The sequence below is a fragment of the Pseudomonas sp. BS3767 genome, assembly GCF_900099665.1.
Lineage (GTDB): Bacteria > Pseudomonadota > Gammaproteobacteria > Pseudomonadales > Pseudomonadaceae > Aquipseudomonas > Aquipseudomonas cerasi.
In genome coordinates this window covers 38,041-59,158 of sequence record NZ_FNCX01000006.1, presented here as the reverse complement: position 1 = coordinate 59,158, position 21,118 = coordinate 38,041, and the positions used below count along the sequence as shown (strand labels likewise).

Sequence of the window (21,118 nt, the reverse complement as noted above, 5' to 3'; positions counted from 1 at the left end):
TGATCAATCACTGGGCAGATTTGTGGTCCAGCGCTGCGTAGAAATTAGCGCTCTGCTGCAGGTATTTGGTTGTGTACGTCTGAGTCGCATGGGCTTTCTTGTCGTTCACTTCGACACTGGCGCTGGCCGGAAGAGCGACGCTTGCCGAGATAGCAGATGCAGCGATGATGGAGAAAAGATTGAAATTCATGTCGGTCACCCCTCTTGTCTGTCTGTACGCTGGTTTGAAGTCCTGACCGTTATGGCCGTGACTCAAACTTACGCCCGAGGGTGGTTCAGCAGAAATCTTTTGTAGCACTAACCCATATCATCAAGAATGATAACGGCTCCAGCCCTTGTATCTTGGGGGCTGGAGCCGGGGCAGCTTACTTGTCGTTCAGAAAACGCAGGTACGAAGGTGCATCGGCATCGAATTTCTGCACCGTTTCACCGATCTTCCCGCTCTGCGGATCACGGCGTACGGTCACGATCTGGTTGCTTTTCTGATTGGCGAACAGCATGAACGTGCCGGTCGGATCGAAAGCGAACTCGCGTGGCTCCTTGCCTTCCAGAGAGCGACGCTGAATTTCTTCAAGCTTGCCGCTGGCCTGATCGATGCGGAACACCACGACCTGATTCGCGTCACCCCGATTGGTCACGTACAGAAACTTGCCATCCGGTGAAGTGTGCAAGGCGCCACCACCGTTTTTCTCTTCCACGCCCTTGTTCTTCATGTCGACCAGTTGGGTCTGCTTGAAGCCGCCGTCATGGTAGTCGAACACTGCGACCTGGGCGGTCATTTCCAGCACCAGCCAGGCATGCTTGCCATCCCCACTGAAAAGGGTATGCCGGGGTCCGGAGCCGCCCGGCAACTGCACGAACGGCACCTTGGCTGGCTGCAATGGCTTGGCCTGGCTGGCGTCATACTGATAGACAAACAGCTTGTCAGCGCCCAGGTCGGCGGTCACCACGTACTTGTCATCCGGGGTCGGCACGGCCAGGTGCACATGCGACGACATCTGCCGCTCACTGTTGACCTTGCTTCCAGGACCCAGCGGCAGCACCTGAACGGCTTCGCTCAACTTGCCGTCCTTGCCCACCGGCACCACGGTCAGCGCACCGCCCGGGTCGGGGTTTACGGCGTAGTTGGCCACGAACAGGTAACGGCCATCGTAGCTCAGGCTGGAGTGCGTCGGTTCTTCACCACGGCTTTGAACCTGATTGATCGGCGTGATCTGACGGGTTTTCGGGTCGATCGCAAAGCTGCTGACCTTACCGACCACGTCTTTTTGTCCGGGACCATTTTCATTGACCGCGAACAGGTAGCGCTGGTCTCTGGAGACGGTCAGCCACGACGGGTTTTCGGCTTTGACCACTTGCAGCGGCTTGGCGCCGATCATCCCGGTTTTGCTGTCGAAGGCAAAACGATAGATCCCTTCACTCTTGCCTTGCGTGTAGGAACCTATCAGCAATTCAGTATCGGGCATGGCTTGGGCCTGCAAGGTAAATGCGCTCATGGCACTGGCAATCGCCAGCCACGGCAGAAATTTATGGGGCATGGGGGCATCCCTTGTTATCGAAGTTATTGATGCCTGTTACGGCACTGTCGGGGTCTATGACAGCGCCAGCCCGCATTTACTCAATCCTGCGCAGAATCATCTTCATCGGAAGGGGTGAAGGCATCCAGGCAGATGATCCGGTGATCGGCGTTGCCGTCGTTGATCACCCAGCTTTGCAGGGATTCATCGAAGGTCGCAGCATCGACTTGCGCCTTGGTGAAGCGCCATACCTTGCGCTCACGGCCGTCCATGCATTCGACGTTCAGTTCCTCGCCCAGAGAGAAGTCCCAGGCGTGCAGCCCGTCGATTTCCAGCATGGTGGTGGCTTCGAGTGCGGCGAGCAGTGTGGTGGGTGTGGTAGTCATGAAATTCATCCGGCCAGCAAAAGCGCGAATGATAGGGCAAAAGGCAGGCGTAGATACAGTCGGAGCGCAAGTAGAGCCGTACCAGCGCCGAGCGCTGGCACGGTGAGCAATCAAACAGGGACTGCGCTTACAGCTTGCCGATGCCGCCCGGCTGAAACACCGGCTCGCTCGGTGCCAAACCGTTGACCAGCGGCTTGCCGAACTCGGCCTGACTGATCTCGAAACGATCGCCCGGCTGGGTGCGCACGCCATCGGCAAACGACAGCGTCGCGGTGCCGAAGAAATGCACATGCACGTCACCGGGCCTGAGGAACTGTGCGTACTTGAAGTGATGGTATTCAAGGTTTTCCAGGCTGTGGCACATGTTCGCTTCGCCACTGAGGAACTCTTTTTCCCACAGCACCTTGCCGTCGCGCCAGACCCGGCTGGTGCCCGACAGGCTTTGCGGCAAGTCGCCCACGCGCAACTCCGGACCGAAAGAACAGGCGCGCAGTTTCGAATGCGCCAGATACAGGTAGTTGCGACGCTCCATGACGTGATCGGAGTATTCGTTACCGATGGCGAAGCCCAGGCGATAAGGCTTGCGGTCATGACCGATCACATACAGGCCGCTCAGCTCGGGCTCTTCCCCGCCATCTTCGGCAAAGGGCGGCAGCGAAAACGAATGTCCGGGGCGCACGACAATGCTGCCATCACCCTTGTAGAACCACTCTGGCTGAACACCGGCCTGCCCCGCTGCCGGCTTGCCGCCTTCGACGCCCCATTTAAAGATACGCATGGTGTCGGTCATCGAGGCTTCGTCGCCGGACTGCTGGTGCATCTTGTCGCGTGCCGACGCACTGCCCAGATGGGTCAGCCCGGTGCCGCTGACCAGCAGGTGCGCCGGATCAGGATGGTCGAGCGGCGGCAGGATCCGCAACTCCTCAAGCAACTGCGAATAGTCGTGCGTCTCGCCAACGCCACGCTGCTCGACCTGATGCGCCAGAGCCGAACCCGCCTCGATTGCCGCCAGCGCCAGCTCGCGAACACTTTCGACACCTTGGACCTCACGCACCTGATCACCGTCGACCAGACCGACCCGGCGCTGACCGTCGCTCAATTCAAACTGTACTAACCGCATGAAATTCTCCTTCCAGATAATGGGCCGCTGAAAACCTATCTCGCCTTGGCACTCGCCGCGAAGTCGGACACTGGCAGCACATGCTTGCGCTCCAGCACGTGATAGACGATGCCGGTCAGCAGCAGCCCGAAGACCATGACGCCCGACAGAAAATAGAGGCCCGATGCCAGGCTGCCGGTGATTTCCTTCAACGCACCGATCACGAACGGCCCGATGTAGCCGCCCAGGTTGCCGACCGAATTGATCAGCGCGATACCGGCTGCGGCACTGGCACCCGCGAAGAACCGCCCCGGCAAGGTCCAGAACACCGCCGTGCAGGAAAACAGCGCGAACGCCACGACGCACAATGCAGCCAGCTGCGCCACCGGCATGGTCAGCCAGGCGCTGCAGAACAGGCCGATGGCACCCAGCACATAGAGCACGGCCAGATGCCCGTAACGGTCATTGAGGCGATCGGAACTGCGCGGCACGATCAGCAGGCCAATGATGCCGAAAATGTAAGGCACCGATGACACGAAGCCGGTGGTCAGGTCACTGCCACCGAACTGTTTGATCAGCGTCGGCAGCCACAGGCCCAGACCGTAGATGCTCAAGGTCACTGGCAGATAGAACAGCGCGAGAAGCAACACACGCTTGTCTTTCAAGGCGTGCAACGGATTGCCGTGGCGGGTCTGGCCGTATTCTTCCAAGTCCTTTTTCAGCTCACCGGTCAGCCAGTCCTTCTCGGCCTGGTCCATCCATTTGACCTGCTGCGGACCATCCGGCAACCAGCGCAGCACCGGCCAGGTCAGCAGAATCGCTGGCGTGCCGATGACGATGAACAGCCATTGCCAGCCATGCAGACCGAGTATGCCGTCCATGCCCAGCAAACCGCCGGAAACGGGCCCGGTGATCATCATGGCGATGGGTTGCGAGAGGATGAAAAGGCCAAGGATCTTGCCGCGATGGCGCACCGGAAACCACTGGGTGATGTAGTACAGCACACCGGGAAAGAAGCCCGCCTCGGCAGCCCCCAGCAGAAACCGCATCACGTAGAAGCTGTGCGGCCCCTGAACGAAGGCCATGCCGATGGTGATCGCGCCCCAGGTGATCATGATCCGCGCGAACCAGCGGCGTGCGCCGAAGCGCTCAAGCATCAGGTTGCTGGGGATCTCCAGCAGGAAGTAACCGATGAAGAACAGTCCGGCACCCACCCCGTAGGCGGCGTCGCCGATACCGATGTCCGCGCCCATGTGCAGCTTGGCAAAGCCCACGGCAGAGCGGTCTACATAAGCGATCAGGTACAGCAGGATAAGGAAAGGAATCAGTTTGAACGTAATGCGGCGTATAAGCCGCAGTTCCTGGCTCATGTAGGCGGTCTCCCATTGTTTTTGTTATGGAACCTGCGGGGATCGCCTCTGTGCCTGGGGGCTGAATAACGCAGCACATGCGCCAGGATGATCCCTCGTCTACGACCGACTATATAGTAATACTATTTAAACTGACAACTCTTCCAATACGCGTTTTTTAGGCTTACCTTAGCCAGCAGTATCGCCATTAAGTCTTACAATAAGAGAGCCGATCATGTCTGACTCCGATAAAAAACCGACCCTCCGTTCTGCCCAGTGGTTTGGCACCGCCGACAAGAATGGCTTCATGTACCGCAGCTGGATGAAGAATCAGGGCATTGCCGACCACCAGTTTCAGGGCAAGCCGATCATCGGCATCTGCAATACCTGGTCGGAGTTGACCCCCTGCAACGCGCATTTCCGGCAGATCGCCGAGCATGTCAAACGTGGCGTGATCGAAGCAGGCGGCTGGCCGGTGGAGTTTCCGGTGTTTTCCAACGGCGAATCCAACCTGCGCCCTACCGCAATGTTCACCCGCAACCTGGCGAGCATGGACGTTGAGGAAGCGATTCGCGGCAACCCCATCGACGGGGTCGTGCTGTTGACCGGTTGTGACAAGACCACCCCTGCCCTGTTGATGGGCGCTGCCAGTTGCGACATCCCCGCCATCGTTGTCACCGGCGGACCGATGCTCAACGGCAAGCATGAAGGCAAGGACATCGGCGCCGGAACCATCGTCTGGCAGATGCACGAGTCCTACAAGGCCGGGACCATCAGCCTTGATGAATTCCTCTCCGCCGAAGCCGGCATGTCGCGTTCGGCTGGCACCTGCAACACCATGGGCACGGCGTCGACCATGGCCTGCATGGCCGAAGCGCTGGGCACTTCGCTGCCGCACAACGCGGCCATTCCGGCGGTGGATTCGCGGCGTTACGTGCTGGCGCACATGTCCGGCATGCGTGCCGTCGACATGGTCCGCGAAGACCTGCGTCTGTCGAAGATTCTCACCAAGGCTGCATTCGAAAACGCCATCCGGGTCAACGCGGCCATCGGTGGCTCGACCAACGCCGTCATCCACTTGAAAGCCATCGCCGGACGCATCGGCGTCGATCTGGACCTGGATGACTGGTCGCGCATGGGCCGTGGCATGCCGACCATCGTCGACCTGCAACCGTCGGGGCGTTTCCTGATGGAAGAGTTCTATTACGCTGGCGGCCTGCCCGCCGTGCTGCGGCGCATGAACGAGGCCAAGCTGCTGCCCAACCCGGATGCCCTGACCGTCAATGGCAAGAGCATCGGCGAAAACACCTGCAACTCACCGATCTATGGTGAGGATCAGGTGATCCGCGCGCTGGATAACCCGATCCGCGCCGACGGCGGGATTTGCGTGCTGCGCGGTAACCTCGCACCACTGGGTGCCGTGCTCAAGCCCTCGGCCGCGACCCCGGCGCTGATGCAGCACCGTGGCCGCGCAGTAGTGTTCGAGAATTTCGAGATGTACAAGTCACGGATCAACGACCCGGATCTGGACATCGATGCCAACTCGGTCATGGTGCTCAAGAACTGCGGCCCCAAAGGTTATCCGGGCATGGCCGAGGTCGGCAACATGGGCTTGCCAGCCAAGCTGCTGGCACAGGGCGTGACTGATATGGTGCGTATTTCCGATGCGCGCATGAGCGGCACGGCTTACGGCACAGTGGTTCTGCATGTGGCGCCGGAAGCCGCAGCCGGCGGTCCGCTGGCGGTGGTCAAGGAAGGCGACTGGATCGAGCTGGACTGCGCTGGCGGACGTCTGCATCTGGACATCCCGGAAGCCGAACTGGCGGCGCGCCTCGCCGATTGGCAGGCACCGCAGCAGCTGTTGCTCGGTGGCTATCGTCAACTGTACGTAGACCGGGTGATGCAGGCAGACCAGGGCTGTGATTTCGACTTCCTGGTCGGTTGCAGGGGCGCCGAAGTCCCTCGTCACTCGCACTGAACGAAACGGCGGCCGCCTGACGCAGATGGCCGCCGTAATCGTTGCGCGATGGTATGATGCCCAGCAATCACCGCCAGGACCCCACTGCGTTCCCATGGATTATCGAAAGCCTTCCGACCGAAAAAGCATGCACGCGCGCATCGTCCAGGAACTGGGCATGAAAATCGTGTCCGGCCGTTTCAAGCCTGACGAAAAGCTGCCTGCCGAAGCGCTGCTCTGCGAAGAGTACGCCGTCAGCCGCCCGGTCCTGCGCGAAGCGACACGGGTTCTGGTGGCCAAGGGTCTGGTTTATTCGCGTCCGCGTGTCGGCACAGTGGTCAAGGCGCGCCGCGAATGGCATCTGCTGGACCCGGACGTGTTGCACTGGGTCATGCAAAGCTCGCCGCAGAATGATTTCTTCAACCTGCTGACCAGCGTACGCGCGGTCATCGAACCAGCGGTTGCCGCACTGGCCGCGCAGCATGCCACCGACGCAGAGATCGAGTCGATCCACGAAGCCTATCTGCGCATGGAAGCCGCACCGACGCCGGAAGACCTGCTGCAACCCGATCTCGACTTCCACAGCCGCATCGCCGACGCCACCCACAACGACCTGCTGGCACACCTGTGCAACATGCTGTCACTGGCGTTACGCGAGGCGCTCAAATACTCCAACAAGCGTCCCAATCTGCACGAACTGGCCATGCCTCGTCACAAGGCAATCCTCACCGCCATCCAGAACCGCGACGCACTGGGCGCACGCCATGCTTCGCTGGTGCAACTGGACGATGCGCGCAATGCGCTGAGTGTAGTCCTGGGCGGCGGTTGACGGGTTTCCAGCTTGAGGGTCAACCGTTTCAGGCGGCTGATGTTCTCCCCCTCTGGATGCATCCTATCGCCAGCACGTACATCAACAGGCTGACCAAAAACGGGGCGCCCAGCCACAGAAAATGCTCGCCCGAGCCGACGTTACCCGAAAAGATCAGAGCGCCAATCACTGGCGCTACACCGCCCACCAGACTCAGCAGGGATGTCAGCCCCCCCTGCAGCTCGCCCTGATGCCCTGCCTTGGCATGACGCGACAGCTCACCACGCAACGCCGGCTCGGCAATCAGCCCGACAGCATGGAAACACATTCCCACCAACGTCAGCCAAACGCTTGCAGCGGCCGTATAGAAAGCATAACCCAGTAAGCAACAGGCATAACCGGTAACGATTATCCGCTGGTTGGACATGATTGGCGTCAGCTTGCGTACCAGTACGCGCTGCGCGAACGCCATGCCCAGGGCGAGCGCCGCCAATGCGTACGACACTTCAAGCATGCTCCAGCCATAACGCATCTGATTGGCCAGCACAAAGCAGCTTTGAAATATCCCGTAGGCGAACCAGGAGCACGTCGCAGCCAGCAGATACGGGCGCAGGCCTTGCGTACCCCATAGTCCTCGCAGGCTGCCAAACGGGTTGGTTCGCCGCCATTCGAAGGCGCGCCGATGCTCGGCCGCAAGGCTTTCCGGCAACCTCATGTAGCCATACAGCAGGTTGATTGCCGCCAGGCCGCCAGCGACCAGAAAGGGCAAGTGCGGCCCGTAAGACGCAAGCCCCCCGCCTATGACCGGGCCGAAAACAAGCGCTATGGCGATGACACTGCCCGCTGCACCGTAGAAATGCGTGCGCTGCTCACCCTCACTGATGTCCGCAATATAGGCCATCGCAGTGGCGATATTGGCGGCAGTGATTCCTGCGATGGCACGGCCTATCAGCAAGACCGTCAGGCTGCCGGCGAAGCCAGCCATCAGATTGCCCAGGCACATGCCGGCCAGCGCCAGAAGCAATACCGGCCGGCGCCCATGACAGTCGCTCAGCGCCCCCAGCAGCGGCGCGCACAGAAACTGCATCGCCGAATAAAGTGTCAGCGCCACGCCCAGCGCCAACGAGACATGCTCGGTAGACGATGGCCAGATAGTCGCGATCAGCGTCGGCATGACAGGAATCGCCAGACCGATACCAAGCACATCGAGCCCCAATATCAGAAGAATGAAGCGCATGGGTGGGCGAGTTTCACCTTTTGAGTAACCTCCAGACATATGTAGACCTCAGACTGATTAATGCAGGCGAGCAGGCGTTGAGCCTGCTCGCCATGTTCCGCAACGACGGGTTATCGATCACACTCGGCAAGTTGCCCGATCAACACATCGGCAATTTGCTGGGCGTGGACGGACAGGCAAGTAAAGTGATCCCCAGAGACATCGACCGTTCTTACCTTTGCCGCACTGAACAACTCCCAGCCCCAGGCATCCGTGTCACGGATCTCGGGCAGGTTGATACCGGAGGGCATCGAGTCGACCGCCCTGAACAGTACCAGTGAGGCATCAAGCGCAACCTTGGGCGGGTCATAGCGCATGCCGAAGGCGGCAGCAGCCTTGTACACGTTGAACAGCCCCCGAATGCTTCCCTCATCGCCACGCGCATCCAGCAACCCGTGACTTTCCAGCGTGTCCTTCAGATAGCGGATCTTTTCCTCGTCACCCAGGTGCTCGAGCGCCTGCAACTCCTCGCGGCTGAGCTTGATTGGCTTGTCGAAGTAATGCCCGAAGATACTCAGCAGCGAACCCAACACCTGAGCATCGGTAGGCACCTGCATTTGCGTATACGGAGGGGCTGCCGAGTCGAACAGCGCCAGCAAACCCACCTGGTCGCCACGTGCTTCAAGCAGTCTGGCGATTTCGTACGCCACTTTTCCGCCAAGTGAATGGCCGCCCAGCAGATAAGGCCCATGCGCCTGAACCGACTTCATGCAGCGAATATAGTGTTCGGCCATCTCCTCGACGCTGAGGTGAGGCTCAGCCTTGCCATCGAGCCCCAGGCATTGCAGACCGTAGAAAGGCCGTTGCGCGCCCATGGCCTTGGCCAACCCAAGCACCTGATTGACGTTGCCGCCCATGCCCGGCAGACAAAAGAATGGTCTCCCCTCGCCGTTTCGCTGCACCGGCACCAGACAGTAACGTACGGCGGCTTCATCGGCGTCGATTGGCGTATCTTCGGCGACACTGTCCAATGAACGGGCGATTCGCTCGATGGTCGGTTCATCAAGGAACTCGGCCAACGTCAGGCACTGCTGAAAGCGCGAACGAATCCGCGAAATCAGCTGGGACCCCAACAGTGAGTGCCCGCCCAGATCGAAGAAGTTATCCAGCACACCCGGCATATCACCGCCCAGCAGCTCTTGCCACAACTGCGCGACTTCCTGCTCCACAGCATTGCGTGGCGCAACACGCTCGGCACCGGAGTCGAACAGCGGTGTTGCCCGGCCCGCCGACGTCGCACCGCCGCGCTGCAGTTGATCGATCAGTTGCTGCAGATCCTGCGCCTTGTGCACGATGATCTGAGCAGTGTTTTGCGCCAGAGCCAGCTCGAATAACTGGCAACCTTCTGCGTTGGTCAGCCCCCGCACATCGTCAATCGGCGCCTGCTCGGGATGCGCACTGTCATAGGCAACACGCATACCTGCCTGCGCCCATGCATCCCAGTTGAGCGAAACCACAGGCATGCCCTCCTGACGACAGGCCTGCGCCCTGGAGTCCAGATAGGCGTTGGCAGCGGCGTAATCCGCCTGACCAAGCCCCCCGAGCACCGACGCCAGCGACGAACACAGAAATATGAAATCGACAGGCTCCTGGCGCAAAGCCTCTATCAGCACATCGGTGCCAACCACCTTGCTGCCCATCACCTGTGCCCATGCATTTGCCTGGCTCAGTTGGATGAGACCGCTGGCTTGCACACCTGCGGCATGTATCGCCCCACTGATACACCCATGCTGAAGCCTGACCTGCTGAAGCGCAGCAGTGAAAGCCTCACGATCAGCACAATCGACCGCCACGTGTTGAATCCGCGCGCCTTGCTGTTCCATCGCCTGCAGCGCTTGCCCGACCTCATCCTTGACCGTCGCCGAACGGGACATCAGGACTAAGGTGACAGCTTTTACCTTCGCAGCCAGATGACTGGCCAGCGCCAGCCCCATGCCGCCCAGACCACCGGTAACCACGTAGGTCCCGCCCTCCTTGAAGTGCAGTGAAGGTTGCGAGACTTGCAGCGCTCGCAGGCAAGGTTCATGCAACGTCTGTTTGCGCAAGGCCAGAGTCGGCGCAAGCGGAGAAGCCTGATCGGGATCGATGTGCTGGAGTACCTGAAGCAGTAGCATCTCATTCTCGGCCGCGTTGGCCAGCGGCAGATCAAAATGACGGCAGCGTATCTGCGGCAGCTCCCAAGTAAGTGTACGAACCACACCAGACAAGGTTGCTACACAGCTGTTGACCGGCTCATCGTCATCCACCTGGCAGGCACCTTCGGTCACCACTGACAGAACAGTGGTGTTTATCGCATGAGGAATGTATGCCTGTACCAACACCATAAGATCGGAAAACAGCGTAATGGCGGCGTGCTCGCCTTCCGCAAGCTGCGTCTTACCGGCCATGTAAATGATCTGGCTCGGCAAGGCATCTTGCGTCGCCAGTGTATTAAACAGCTGTCCATATGCCTGTGCGTCGCCGCGAGCAATTGTCGCGATCGTAGCGCCAGAATCACCTGCATCGCCTATGCAGACACTGTCCGGCGGTAGCGCAGCGAGAATGCTGTTATCGGCTGCAACGCCACGCGTGACAACCAGCCAGGGCCCTTGTAACGGCGAGTCGCCCCTGGGAGGCAATGCCGGCCGCCATGCTGGTACCTGACACCAGTCCAAGGGCTCGGTGCGCTGCGCGTCCGGTGCCACTCGCTCATCGCGCAAAGTAAAGCCGATCACCTCGGCCAGCAGAGCACCGATTCCGCCGTCGTTATCGACTTCGAACAGTTGCACATCATAGACATTGCTGCGAACTCGCCGTGCATGGCTGTAAAGCCGGGAGCGCAGTGGTGCATGAATAGTCAGGCGCTGATAATGGAACGGTAATCTGCGGGTGCTGTTTTCCATGATCGAGAGAAAACCAGTCGCCATGTCGAGCAACGCCGGATGCAGCGCAAAGCGCTCAAGGTCAGCGGCAAACACCTGATCCAGTTCCAGAAGCGCCAGCCCCTCATCCTGGCCGAGCCAGATCGAACGAAAGCACTTCCAGCGAGGCCCGAACAAGCCGAGACGCGTGTTCAATGCCGCATGTTCGACTTCATCGGCAAGACAGTCAGTATGGTCGGACTGAAGCTGCATCAGCCCTTTTAGTACGAGGCGCTCCCGGTTGTGGCGTTTTATGAAACCTAGCGCGTGCAGCATTCTGTGCTGCTGCGGAGCGTTACCATCGTCCGATACCGACTCGAGGAAAAACTCAGTGCTCTCGGTGTGATCCTTGAATGTAATCAGCACGCTTTGCGAGGCCTGCTCATCTTCCAGAACCAGAGGGGTCGGGAAGTAAACGTCACTCAGTTCGATCAACTCGATGCCTTCCATACGCGCGTAGGCATTGCGTACCAGCTCGACACATCCGGTGCCTGAAAGCACTGGCTTTCCTTCGAAAACGCGATGTTCGTCCACCAGCCAGAGTTGTGGCGACAGGCTCAATCGGAACTGCCGACGGTTACCCTGCACGCGCTGCCAATGCAGGAACAACGGTTGCTTGTGCTGCGCGGAAGAAACCGTCCCGGCAGCCTCGATCCAGTGGCTGTCCCGCGCAAACGGATAAGTCGGCAGCGGCACGCGTGCGCCGTCTGTACACCCTGCGGCCTGCGCCCAACCGAAACTTGCTCCCTGCCTCCACAATGACGCGATGCCTTCCGCCAACGCCGCCTCGTCCGACCGGCTGTCCCGTGCATGCCGAGTGCAACCAAGCACGCACAAGGGCTCAGCATAGGATTTCAGTGCACTCTGAAGAGCACGGCCCGGGCCGACTTCGAGAAAAATCGGGTCTTCCAGTTCGTCGGCAAGCAGCGCGATACCGTCAGAAAAGCGCACGGTATCGAGCAGATGAGACGCCCAATAATCACTTTGGCTGCTCGAATCGATCGAGAACCAGCCACCGTTATGGTTGGACACGAGCGCGATAGTCGGAGACTGAACAGAGAACCCGCTGACAACTGCCCTCAACGCGTGCGCAGCAGGAGCCATCATGCGGGAATGAAAAGCGTGCGAGGTATCCAGTACACGCCCCACGAGCCCTTCCTCGGCCAGTTGTCGCTCGACCCGCGCAATGGCCTCAAAATCACCGGCAAGAACACATTGCAGCGGCCCATTGACGGCCGCCAGCTCCACGCCGTGCCCCAGAAAGCGCGCGCAATCTGCTTCAGAGAGGCCAACGGCAAGCATCGCACCCGGAGCTTGACGTTGCATCAGGCGGCCCCGCTCGACAACCAGCTTCAAGCTGTCTTCCAGACTGTAGACACCCGCAAAACAGGCTGCCACCAGTTCACCAAGGCTATGGCCTATCAGCGCCTGCGGGTGGATACCGCGGCTTTGCAACAACAGGGCGCACGCGTACTCGACCACAAAAAGTGCCGGTTGCGCGATTTCCGTACGGCTCAGACTGTTGGCTGTATCGCCACCCGCTGGCGGGTATAGACTGGCCAGAATGTCGACGCCATAACGCTTCAATATGACCGTGCAGCGGTCAACTGTCTGTCGAAATACCGCCTCACTGCCGTAGAGGCCCTTGAACATTCCCTCATACTGGCTACCCTGCCCGGAGAACATGAACACGATCGGACGGTCCTGTCTGCGCTCCATGAGCGCTGTGGACGAAGGTGTCTGCAGCGCGTGCAAGGCTCCGGCAATGCTCTGGCTGACAACGCTGTCCCTGAAGGCAAATCGTGTGCGGCCCTCTCCCAGCGTGAAGGCGATATCGCGTATATCGGCCACCGGGTTCTGCAGACAGGTGATCAGTTGCCGACGCTGATGGTCCAGCGCTGTAGCGGTACGTGCGGAGAACGGCAGTATGTACCAGCAATCGCTATCGTCATGCGGGCGCACTGACGGCTGCGGAGGCTCCTCGACAATGACATGAGCATTGGTCCCGCCGATGCCGAAGGAGCTGACGCCTGCCCGACGTGGCGAGGCCGTAGCCGGCCAGGGTCGGGACGTCGTGTTGACATAAAAAGGGCTGTCGTTGAAATCAATTTCGGGATTGGCTCGCGTGAAGTTAAGGCTTGCAGGCAGGACGTCGTGCTGCACGGCAAGTATGGCCTTGACCAGCCCGGCGACACCTGAAGCCGCGTCAAGATGACCGATGTTGCTCTTCAACGAACCGAGGGCACAAAAGCCCGGCGTGAAATTTGGCAAAGCGCTGGTATAGGCCTGCGTCAACGCACGGACTTCTACCGGGTCACCCAGGCGAGTGCCGGTGCCATGCGCCTCGATATAACCAATGGAGTCTGCACTGATATTCGCTGCATCGAGCGCGGCGCTCACCACCTGGGCCTGCCCGTGAACACTGGGCGCGGTATAACTGACTTTGCTGGAGCCATCGTTATTGACCGCCCCGCCCTTGATCAAGGCATGAATATGGTCGCGATCTTCGATTGCCCTGTCAGCCAGTTTGAGGACCAGCACTGCACAACCACTGCCACCTGTGGTGCCGCTGGCCTGCGCATCGAAAGGCCTGCAATGGCCATCGGCGGAAATGATGCTGCCCGGTGCCGCCTGGTAACCGTAGTATTGAGCTTCGACGGAAGCACCGCCGACGATCACCATATCCGACTCGCCCCGCAGCAAGCTTTCGCAAGCCATCTGGACCGCTACCAGTGAGGAGGAGCAAGCCGTCTCGACGGTAATCGCAGGTCCGGCGAGATTGAGTTTGTAAGCCACACGCGACGCCATGAAATCGCGGCCGTTACCCAATAGCCACTGGATGTTCTCCAGTTGCAGCTCCTGGCGCCTCGGGTAAACGTGATCAAGCAAGTAATGGCTGGTGCTCGCGCTTGCAAATACGCCTACGCGCAAATCGTTCAGAGAACCGCCATAACCGGCGGCTTCCATAGCGGTCCATGCGCATTGAAGAAAGATGCGCTGCTGAGGATCCATCAACTGGGCTTCACGAGGTGAGAAGCCGAAGAACTCGGCATCGAACTTGTCGACATCCTCGAGACGATTGCCACACTTGACGAAATCGGCACGCTCCAGCAGATCAGGGCTTACGCCATGCGCGAGCATGACCTCGTCACTGAAATAAAGGGTCGACTCCACCCCCTCGGTGAGGTTCTGCCAGAACTCGCTCAGGTCAGCGGCGCCCGGAAAGCGCCCGGCCATGCCGACGACCGCCAGCGTACGATTTCCGGGATCAATGGCAGGTGATGCCTCGCTGGCTTGGCGAACCTCCGGCAGCGGCCCATGCAAGCGTTCCAGGTGAGCGACCAGACCACGCAGCGTCGGGTATTCGAAAAGGTCTGTCATGGCCACGGGCGCCTGCAAAAGCTCGCTCAAACGTTTTTGCGTCTCGACAATGCGTAACGAGTGGCCACCGAGATCGAAAAAATTGTCGTCCGAATCGATTTCCTGACAATCGAGTACTTCCTGCCAGATCTTTCTGACCTTGTTGTGCAGGCGTTTTCCAGCGGGCCTGACGACCGCAGGAGAGGTCGGCATCTTACCGACCGCAGTGCCTTCCTGCGCGCGCTGATCAACGAGGTTTTCGAGTGCCTTGCGATCGACCTTGCCAGTACGGCTAAGCGGTAGTTCGGGCAAGCAGATCAGACGCTCCGGCACCATATGTGTCGGCAGCACTTTCGCCAGCTCTGCACGCACCTGTGCAATGCTCGGCTTGCCGACGTAATACCCCACCAGGATCTTGTGCTCGTGGTCATCCTGTTTAACGACCACGACCGCCTGCTCAAGCCCGACTATCGCGTTCAAGCGCGCTTCGACGTCGCCCAGTTCAATGCGGAAACCGCGAACCTTCACCTGATTATCGATACGCCCGACATAGCTCAGGCTTCCATCGAATTGACGAACCACAAAGTCGCCAGTGCGGTACAGCCGCGCCTCGGGTGAAACACCATATGGGTCTGGAAGAAACGCTTGCGCAGTGCGCTCATCCAGATTCAGATAACCCTGTGCCACCCCGTTCCCGCCAATGTAAAGCTCGCCGGGTACACCGCAGGGCAGAGGGTTCAGGTACGGGTCCAGAACATACATTCTGACGTTGTCCAGAGGCCGCAATACCAAGGCGCCTCGTTCATCCCAGTAATCCTGGGCAGATGCATACACCGTCGTTTCGGTCGGACCGTAACCATTGAGGAAACGTCTGCCGGTTGCCCAGGTCTGGGCGACGTTCGCCGGACAGGCCTCACCGGCGCTGATAATGACTTTCAGCTCGGCAAGCTCGGCATGGGGGAGCAAGCGCAGGGCCGTCGGCGTGATCTGCAGATGAGTAATACGTTGCTCGCGCAGAAGCGTCACCAGATCCGGCCCCGGAAGCAGCTGTTCAGAGGCGGCAAATACCAGCGTAGCGCCGCTGATCAGTACCGGAAACACCTCGCCACAGACCCCGTCGAAGACAGGCGAAAAATACTGCAGTTGTCGCGACTGAGCATTCAGTTCCAGCGCTCGCGCAAATGCATTCGCGGTGTTATCGATATTGCGCTGCGAAACCATCACCCCCTTGGGCTGCCCGGTCGAGCCAGAGGTGTAAAGAATATAGGCCAGATCCTGAGGCTCACGCTGGCAGGCCGGAGCAGACCATTCGCCCTCGGCACCTTCGAAGTCGTCGACCAGCAACGTCTCCAGCCCCAAAGCCGCAAGCTCGTGTGCCAAGCCTTGATGACCCACCACGCGGCGCAATGCTGCGTCTTTGATCATGTAGCCCAGCGCACCTTCCATCGAATCCTGCGGATTCAAGGGGACAAAGGCACAGCGCGCCTTCAGGATGCCAAGCATGCCTGCCACCAGATAGGGATGCCGTCCAGTGAACAGGCCGATGTGCTCACCCGCTTGCACACCCTTCTTTATCAGCGCGTGCGCGATGCCGTTGGCTAACCGGTCCAGTTCCGCGTATGTCCAGCAGCGTTGTTGCAACTGAAGGGCCATAGCCTGCGGAGTCTGACGTACACGCTGTTCAAAACGGCTGACGATATCGCCGTCGCCGAAGTCGCGTGACGTGTCGTTGAACTGGCTGATCAGCCTCTGATGTTCGGTTGCAGGAAGCATCTTCACCTGAGCAACGGTCTGCTCGGCATTGGCCAGCATATTTTCCAGCAGGCACTGGAAGTGCTCTGCCATGCCCGAAATGACGGAGCGCTCGAACAGTGACGTCCGATATTTGAATACCCCACTCACCCCTTCGCCTTTAACAGCACGCAACTCCAGCATCAGGTCCAGCTTCACCTCAGTGGAGGCAAGAGAAATTTCTTCCGATTGCACATACGGCAAGGTAAGCGGTACGGCCGTCGTGCTCTGCACCACAAGACCCACTTGGAAAAAAGGATGCTTGCCGGGCAGCCGCTGCGGGTTGAGCACTTGCGCCAGGTAATCGATCGGCACCGAATGATTTGCCTCGGCGGCAAGCAGGGCCTGGCGACTCTGCTCGATAACCTGCGCCACACGCAGAGGGCCTCGCAAACGCAGCCGTAACGGAAGCAGGTTAACGAAGAACCCGATCAGGTTCGCACTTTCATCATGGTCCCTTCCCGAGAATGGCATGCCGATCAAAATGTCGTCCTGCCCGGTGTAGCGATGCAATAGCAGCGCGAACGCGGCGTGCATGACCATGGCCGGCGTGCATTGAAGACGCAGGCAAAGCTGATCGAGCCTTGCCGAGCAATCGCCAGGAAGAGTCAGCGCAACGTAGTCGCCGGCCAGCGGATTTCCTGCTCGCGGGCTGGAACGCACAGGCAGTACCAGAGGCGGCGGCAAGTCCTTAAGCGAAGCCTTCCAGGCGTCTAGCTGAGCCTCGAACGCCCCGCTTTCGAGTTGATTTCGTTGCCAGGCAGCATAGTCCTGATACTGAGCCTCCAGTGCGCTAAGCCTGAGGCACTCACCTTGCGTCAAATGCCGATAAAATGCTGCCAGTTCCTGACGCAGCAAGGCACTCGACCAACCATCGTAGGCAATGTGATGCAAGGTCAGGCACAGCACATATTCATCCGAAGCGGTCTGCAGAAGCACCGCGCGTATCGGCAGTTCCTTGTCCAGCAAGAACGGCGTGTGCACCTCCCGCTCCAGTGTGACCGAGAGCGCTTCGCGAGCGATTTTTTGCTGCCTGAACGGTACGCGCGCGCTGTCAGCGTGACTTGTCACAACCAGCGGCTCTTTCTGCGTAAGGCCCTGAGCGTCCACAAACGTTTCAAGCTCGCAGGTGAAATGCGTGCGCAAGACTTCATGACGCTCAAGTAACAGATTCAATGCACCTTCCAGCGCAGGAATATCCAGTTGCCCGGTCAGACGGCATATTTCCGGCATGTTGTAAGCGGTGCCCGGCTCACTGTGCTGGGTCAACCACAGACGGCGTTGCGCAAACGAGAGACGTTGGCGCTCGATACCGCTACTGCGTCCGATCGCGGCAGGCCTGGAAGCGACATTGGCACCTTGGGCGATCTGGATCATATTCAGCATGATCTTTTCGGCGACCTGAGCGACGGTGGGCCCTTCGAACAGGTTTGCAATACTTAGGGCCACACCAAAGCGCTTTTTGATGTGCGCAATGACTTGAGTGACCAGCAGAGAATGCCCGCCACTCTCGAAAAAATTGTCGTCAATGCCGATACGCGGCACATTGAGCAGTTGCTGCCAGTCTTCGACAAGCTGTTCTTCCAGACTGTTGCGCGGTGCGGCATAAGCGCGTGAGTCCTGCGCCCAATCGGGCTCAGGCAGGCTCTTGCGATCGATCTTGCCATTTGCGGTCAAAGGCAGTGCTGGCAAGACTACCAACAGGCGCGGCACCATATGGCCTGGCAGACGCTCGCCAAGGTAGGCATTGAGTTGCTGCGCTGTAGCGCGGGTTTGCACATAACCGATCAGTTCGGCCTCGGCACCTGGTGACTGACGGGTGACCACCGCGCATTCACTCACATCAGGATGGTCGGCGAGTACGCTCTCGACTTCACCCAGCTCGATGCGGAAGCCACGAATTTTGACCTGGTTGTCACTGCGGCCCAAAAACTCGATGGTGCCGTCGCGCATGTGCCGACACAAATCACCGGTGCGATAGAACCGCTGTTTGCCGATGCCAGGTAAAAACCGTCCGCTGGCCGAGAACGAACCTGTCAGGAAGCTCTTCTCGTTCAATTCAGGGCGATTCATGTAACCGGACGCCACCGCGCCGCCGCCAATCAACAATTCGCCGGGGACAGTACGCGGTACCAGATTCAGCGTTGCGTCGACCAGGTACAGGGAGGTGTTAGGCAAGGGACCGCCGATAGGCAAGCTGCGCTCAGAGTCATACCACCCTGCATCGGGCTCGAACGTGGCGCTTTCGCAGGTTGCCTCGGTGACTCCGTAAACACTGACAACCCTGGTATGCGGTCCACACAGCGTCTGCATTTTCCGATACTCGTGGACAAACCACACGTCCGCACCGCAGGTGAGTGTATGCAGGGTATCCAGACGCCGTGCGGTCTCTTCCAGGTAACGAATCATCTGCCGCAGGACCGCAGGCACGAACTCGAGCAACGTCACCCGTTCAGCTGTGATCAGCTCATAGAGTCGTTCAGGGTCAGCCAGACTCTGCCGAGGACACATGATTAACCGCGCGCCAACCGCCAGCGCGCGGACGACATCGCTCATGAATACGTCAAACGTGAAATTGGCCATTTGCAAAATGCCAGTAACACCCGGCTCGGTCTGACCGTAAGTCTGCTCCAAGGCCTGGAGCAGGCTTACCCAACTGCCGTGAGAGACACTGACGCCCTTGGGACGACCGGTAGAGCCGGAGGTAAAAATGATGTAGGCGATGTCTTCCGGTTGCGTGTTGCGCCCCTCGAATTCGCTCTCGAGCAGCGTGCCGGTGGTCTGCGGCAAATCATCCTGCAGCAGGCACGGATAGTCCTGCAGTTGCTTCTGAAAGGCGCGCAGCGTCAGGACCAGTCTGGGCTCGATGTCCTTGAGCAGATCCGCATGACGCGCATCGTCGATTGCGAGCGGCACATAAATACCGCCCACCTGATGCACCGCCAGTAACGCGACGATGACCTCTGGGCCATAGCGTTGCACTACCGCGATCCGGTCACCATGACGAACACCGGCAGCATGCAGATGACCCGCCAGTACCCGGGCCTCTGCATCAAGTTGCGCATAGCTGTATCGACGGTCCGCATAAATCAGCGCATCCATCTCGCCCCACTGCGCGGCACTGCATTTGAACCACTGATGGAAAGGTGCAAAAGGCGCTTGCGGCGCTGCCGGCTGATGATTAGCCAAGCGCAGCGCCTGCTCCACGGCTTCGTCAGACAACAGCGAAAAATCGTCAATAGCCCCGTCCGGGTTGCGCGACACCTGCTCCATAATGATCAGCAGGCTATCGATCATCCCCTGCACTGCGGTCTCATCCAGCAATGCGGTGTCATACTCGACCGCGCCGCTCATGCCGCGCGCAGTCAGTGCCAGGGTCAGACTCAGGTCATATTTGGCGGTGCAGGAGTCGAGCGTATAAACGCGAGTGCGCAGGTTTTCCAGCTCGACCGAAAAATCCTCGTTGGCCATATCGAACAGCACCTGAAACACCGGCGCATGGCTCAAAGAGCGCGGGGGCTGAATGGCCTCGACAATCTGATCGAAAGGCACATGGGCATGCTCGAATGTATCGAGCACCGAGGCGCGAACTCTTTTGAGCAACTCGACGAAAGAAGGAGAACCCGATGCATCGATCCGGTTTGGCAGCGTATTGACGAAGAAACCGATCACGCCTTCCAGATCAGCGGATTGCCGATTCGACATCGGCGATCCGATGACCAGATCCGCCTCTTGCGTATAGCGATACAGCAGCACGGAAAAAGCCGCAAGCCCTACCATATAGGGCGTGACGCGACAGTCCTTGGCCAGTTTTTTCAGCGCGTCCGAGACGGCTGCAGGCACTTGAAAATGACAACGCTGCCCCGCGTAACGCTGAACGGCAGGACGCTTGTCATCCAGCGGTAGTGGCAATACCGGAGGCGCACCGGCCAATCGCTGCTGCCAGTGAGCAATATCGGGATCTCGCTCAGCGCTCGATGGGCTCAGACTTAAATAGTCGCCAAAGTCGAAGTTCAACGGCTCGACGTTCACCTCGCTGCCCTGCACCAGCGCCGAATAGGCTGAGGCCACTTCAGAGAGGAAGATCTGCATCGACCAACCGTCGAAAATGATGTGATGAACATTGATCAACAGAACATGCTCGTCGGTCGCACAGTACAGCAACGTCGCGCGCAGAAGCGCTTCATGCTCAAGATCGAAAACATAACGGGCTTCGCTTTGCTCGAACGCTTTCAGCGCAGCTTCGCTGTCCGGCTCGGCTCGCAGGTCAACTTTGCGAGTCAACAGTTGCTCGTTGACAAGGCGAATGACCGGTTGCCCATCGATACAGGGAAAACGATAGCGCAGTGCAGTCTGGCGCTGATAGACACTGTCCACCGCCCGCTCAAGGGCTGCGCAATCCAGCGCCCCGTCAATGCGCAGCGCGAAAGGCACATTGTATGTGGCGCTCGCATCTTCCATCTGGTGCATGAACCAGAGGCTTTTTTGCGCAGGCGATAAATTCAGAAACCCCCGGGCTGCCGGGGTCGGACTCCTGACAGCGGATCCGGTGGTTGAAGTGACCGTTTTTTTTTGGGACATGACCATCTCCACCTCGACAGCGAACGATGTCGCTGCGAGGACGGGTTAAATTGGGGGGCTGAGAGGCGAGAAAGCGCGCGGGGGTATTTTTACT

General features: G+C 59.2%; 9 protein-coding genes. 2 read left to right on the top strand and 7 right to left on the bottom strand.

Annotation, left to right across the window (positions count from 1 at the left end):
- Positions 1-7 precede the first annotated feature (7 nt).
- The 5 genes from BLR16_RS17850 to BLR16_RS17830 form a co-directional block, all read right to left on the bottom strand.
- Positions 8-190, bottom strand: a complete 183-nt coding sequence (locus BLR16_RS17850) for a hypothetical protein (RefSeq protein WP_003305416.1) — start codon at positions 188-190, stop codon at positions 8-10.
- Positions 191-365: 175 nt separating this feature from the next.
- The gene (locus tag BLR16_RS17845) at positions 366-1,538 is read right to left on the bottom strand and encodes a lactonase family protein (protein ID WP_074807911.1); all 1,173 of its coding nucleotides are present in this window, start codon (positions 1,536-1,538) and stop codon (positions 366-368) included.
- Between the two features lie 80 nt (positions 1,539-1,618).
- Positions 1,619-1,903 (bottom strand): DUF5629 family protein, encoded by a 285-nt coding sequence (locus BLR16_RS17840; protein WP_003368505.1) that lies wholly within the window; start codon positions 1,901-1,903, stop codon positions 1,619-1,621.
- Between the two features lie 127 nt (positions 1,904-2,030).
- Positions 2,031-3,023, bottom strand: coding sequence for an AraD1 family protein (araD1, locus tag BLR16_RS17835; protein ID WP_004418549.1), 993 nt, complete (start codon positions 3,021-3,023; stop codon positions 2,031-2,033).
- 35 nt (positions 3,024-3,058) lie between these two features.
- The gene (locus tag BLR16_RS17830) at positions 3,059-4,372 is read right to left on the bottom strand and encodes an MFS transporter (protein ID WP_074807907.1); all 1,314 of its coding nucleotides are present in this window, start codon (positions 4,370-4,372) and stop codon (positions 3,059-3,061) included.
- A gap of 214 nt (positions 4,373-4,586) precedes the next feature.
- Between BLR16_RS17830 and BLR16_RS17825 the strand changes: the two genes are divergently transcribed.
- Both BLR16_RS17825 and BLR16_RS17820 read left to right on the top strand, forming a co-directional pair.
- Positions 4,587-6,329 carry an IlvD/Edd family dehydratase gene (locus tag BLR16_RS17825; protein WP_004414119.1) on the top strand — a complete coding sequence of 581 codons (1,743 nt, stop codon included), beginning with the start codon at positions 4,587-4,589 and terminating at the stop codon, positions 6,327-6,329.
- Between the two features lie 94 nt (positions 6,330-6,423).
- Entirely contained in the window at positions 6,424-7,137 is a 714-nt protein-coding gene (locus tag BLR16_RS17820) for a FadR/GntR family transcriptional regulator (protein WP_074807904.1), read from the top strand.
- Between the two features lie 28 nt (positions 7,138-7,165).
- Here the strand turns inward: BLR16_RS17820 and BLR16_RS17815 are convergent, their stop codons facing one another.
- Entirely contained in the window at positions 7,166-8,353 is a 1,188-nt protein-coding gene (locus BLR16_RS17815; protein ID WP_054081172.1) for an MFS transporter, read from the bottom strand.
- 110 nt (positions 8,354-8,463) lie between these two features.
- Positions 8,464-21,024, bottom strand: a complete 12,561-nt coding sequence (locus BLR16_RS17810) for a hybrid non-ribosomal peptide synthetase/type I polyketide synthase (RefSeq protein ID WP_074807897.1) — start codon at positions 21,022-21,024, stop codon at positions 8,464-8,466.
- Between the last annotated feature and the right edge of the window lie 94 nt (positions 21,025-21,118).

Bases quoted from the DNA above. Each gene is read 5' to 3' on its own strand.
- BLR16_RS17850 (WP_003305416.1), bottom strand. From the start codon at position 190: ATGAATTTCAATCTTTTCTCCATCATCGCTGCATCTGCTATCTCGGCA.
- BLR16_RS17845 (WP_074807911.1), bottom strand. From the start codon at position 1,538: ATGCCCCATAAATTTCTGCCGTGGCTGGCGATTGCCAGTGCCATGAGC.
- BLR16_RS17840 (WP_003368505.1), bottom strand. From the start codon at position 1,903: ATGACTACCACACCCACCACACTGCTCGCCGCACTCGAAGCCACCACC.
- araD1 (WP_004418549.1), bottom strand. From the start codon at position 3,023: ATGCGGTTAGTACAGTTTGAATTGAGCGACGGTCAGCGCCGGGTCGGT.
- BLR16_RS17830 (WP_074807907.1), bottom strand. From the start codon at position 4,372: ATGAGCCAGGAACTGCGGCTTATACGCCGCATTACGTTCAAACTGATT.
- BLR16_RS17825 (WP_004414119.1), top strand. From the start codon at position 4,587: ATGTCTGACTCCGATAAAAAACCGACCCTCCGTTCTGCCCAGTGGTTT.
- BLR16_RS17820 (WP_074807904.1), top strand. From the start codon at position 6,424: ATGGATTATCGAAAGCCTTCCGACCGAAAAAGCATGCACGCGCGCATC.
- BLR16_RS17815 (WP_054081172.1), bottom strand. From the start codon at position 8,353: ATGCGCTTCATTCTTCTGATATTGGGGCTCGATGTGCTTGGTATCGGT.
- BLR16_RS17810 (WP_074807897.1), bottom strand. From the start codon at position 21,024: ATGTCCCAAAAAAAAACGGTCACTTCAACCACCGGATCCGCTGTCAGG.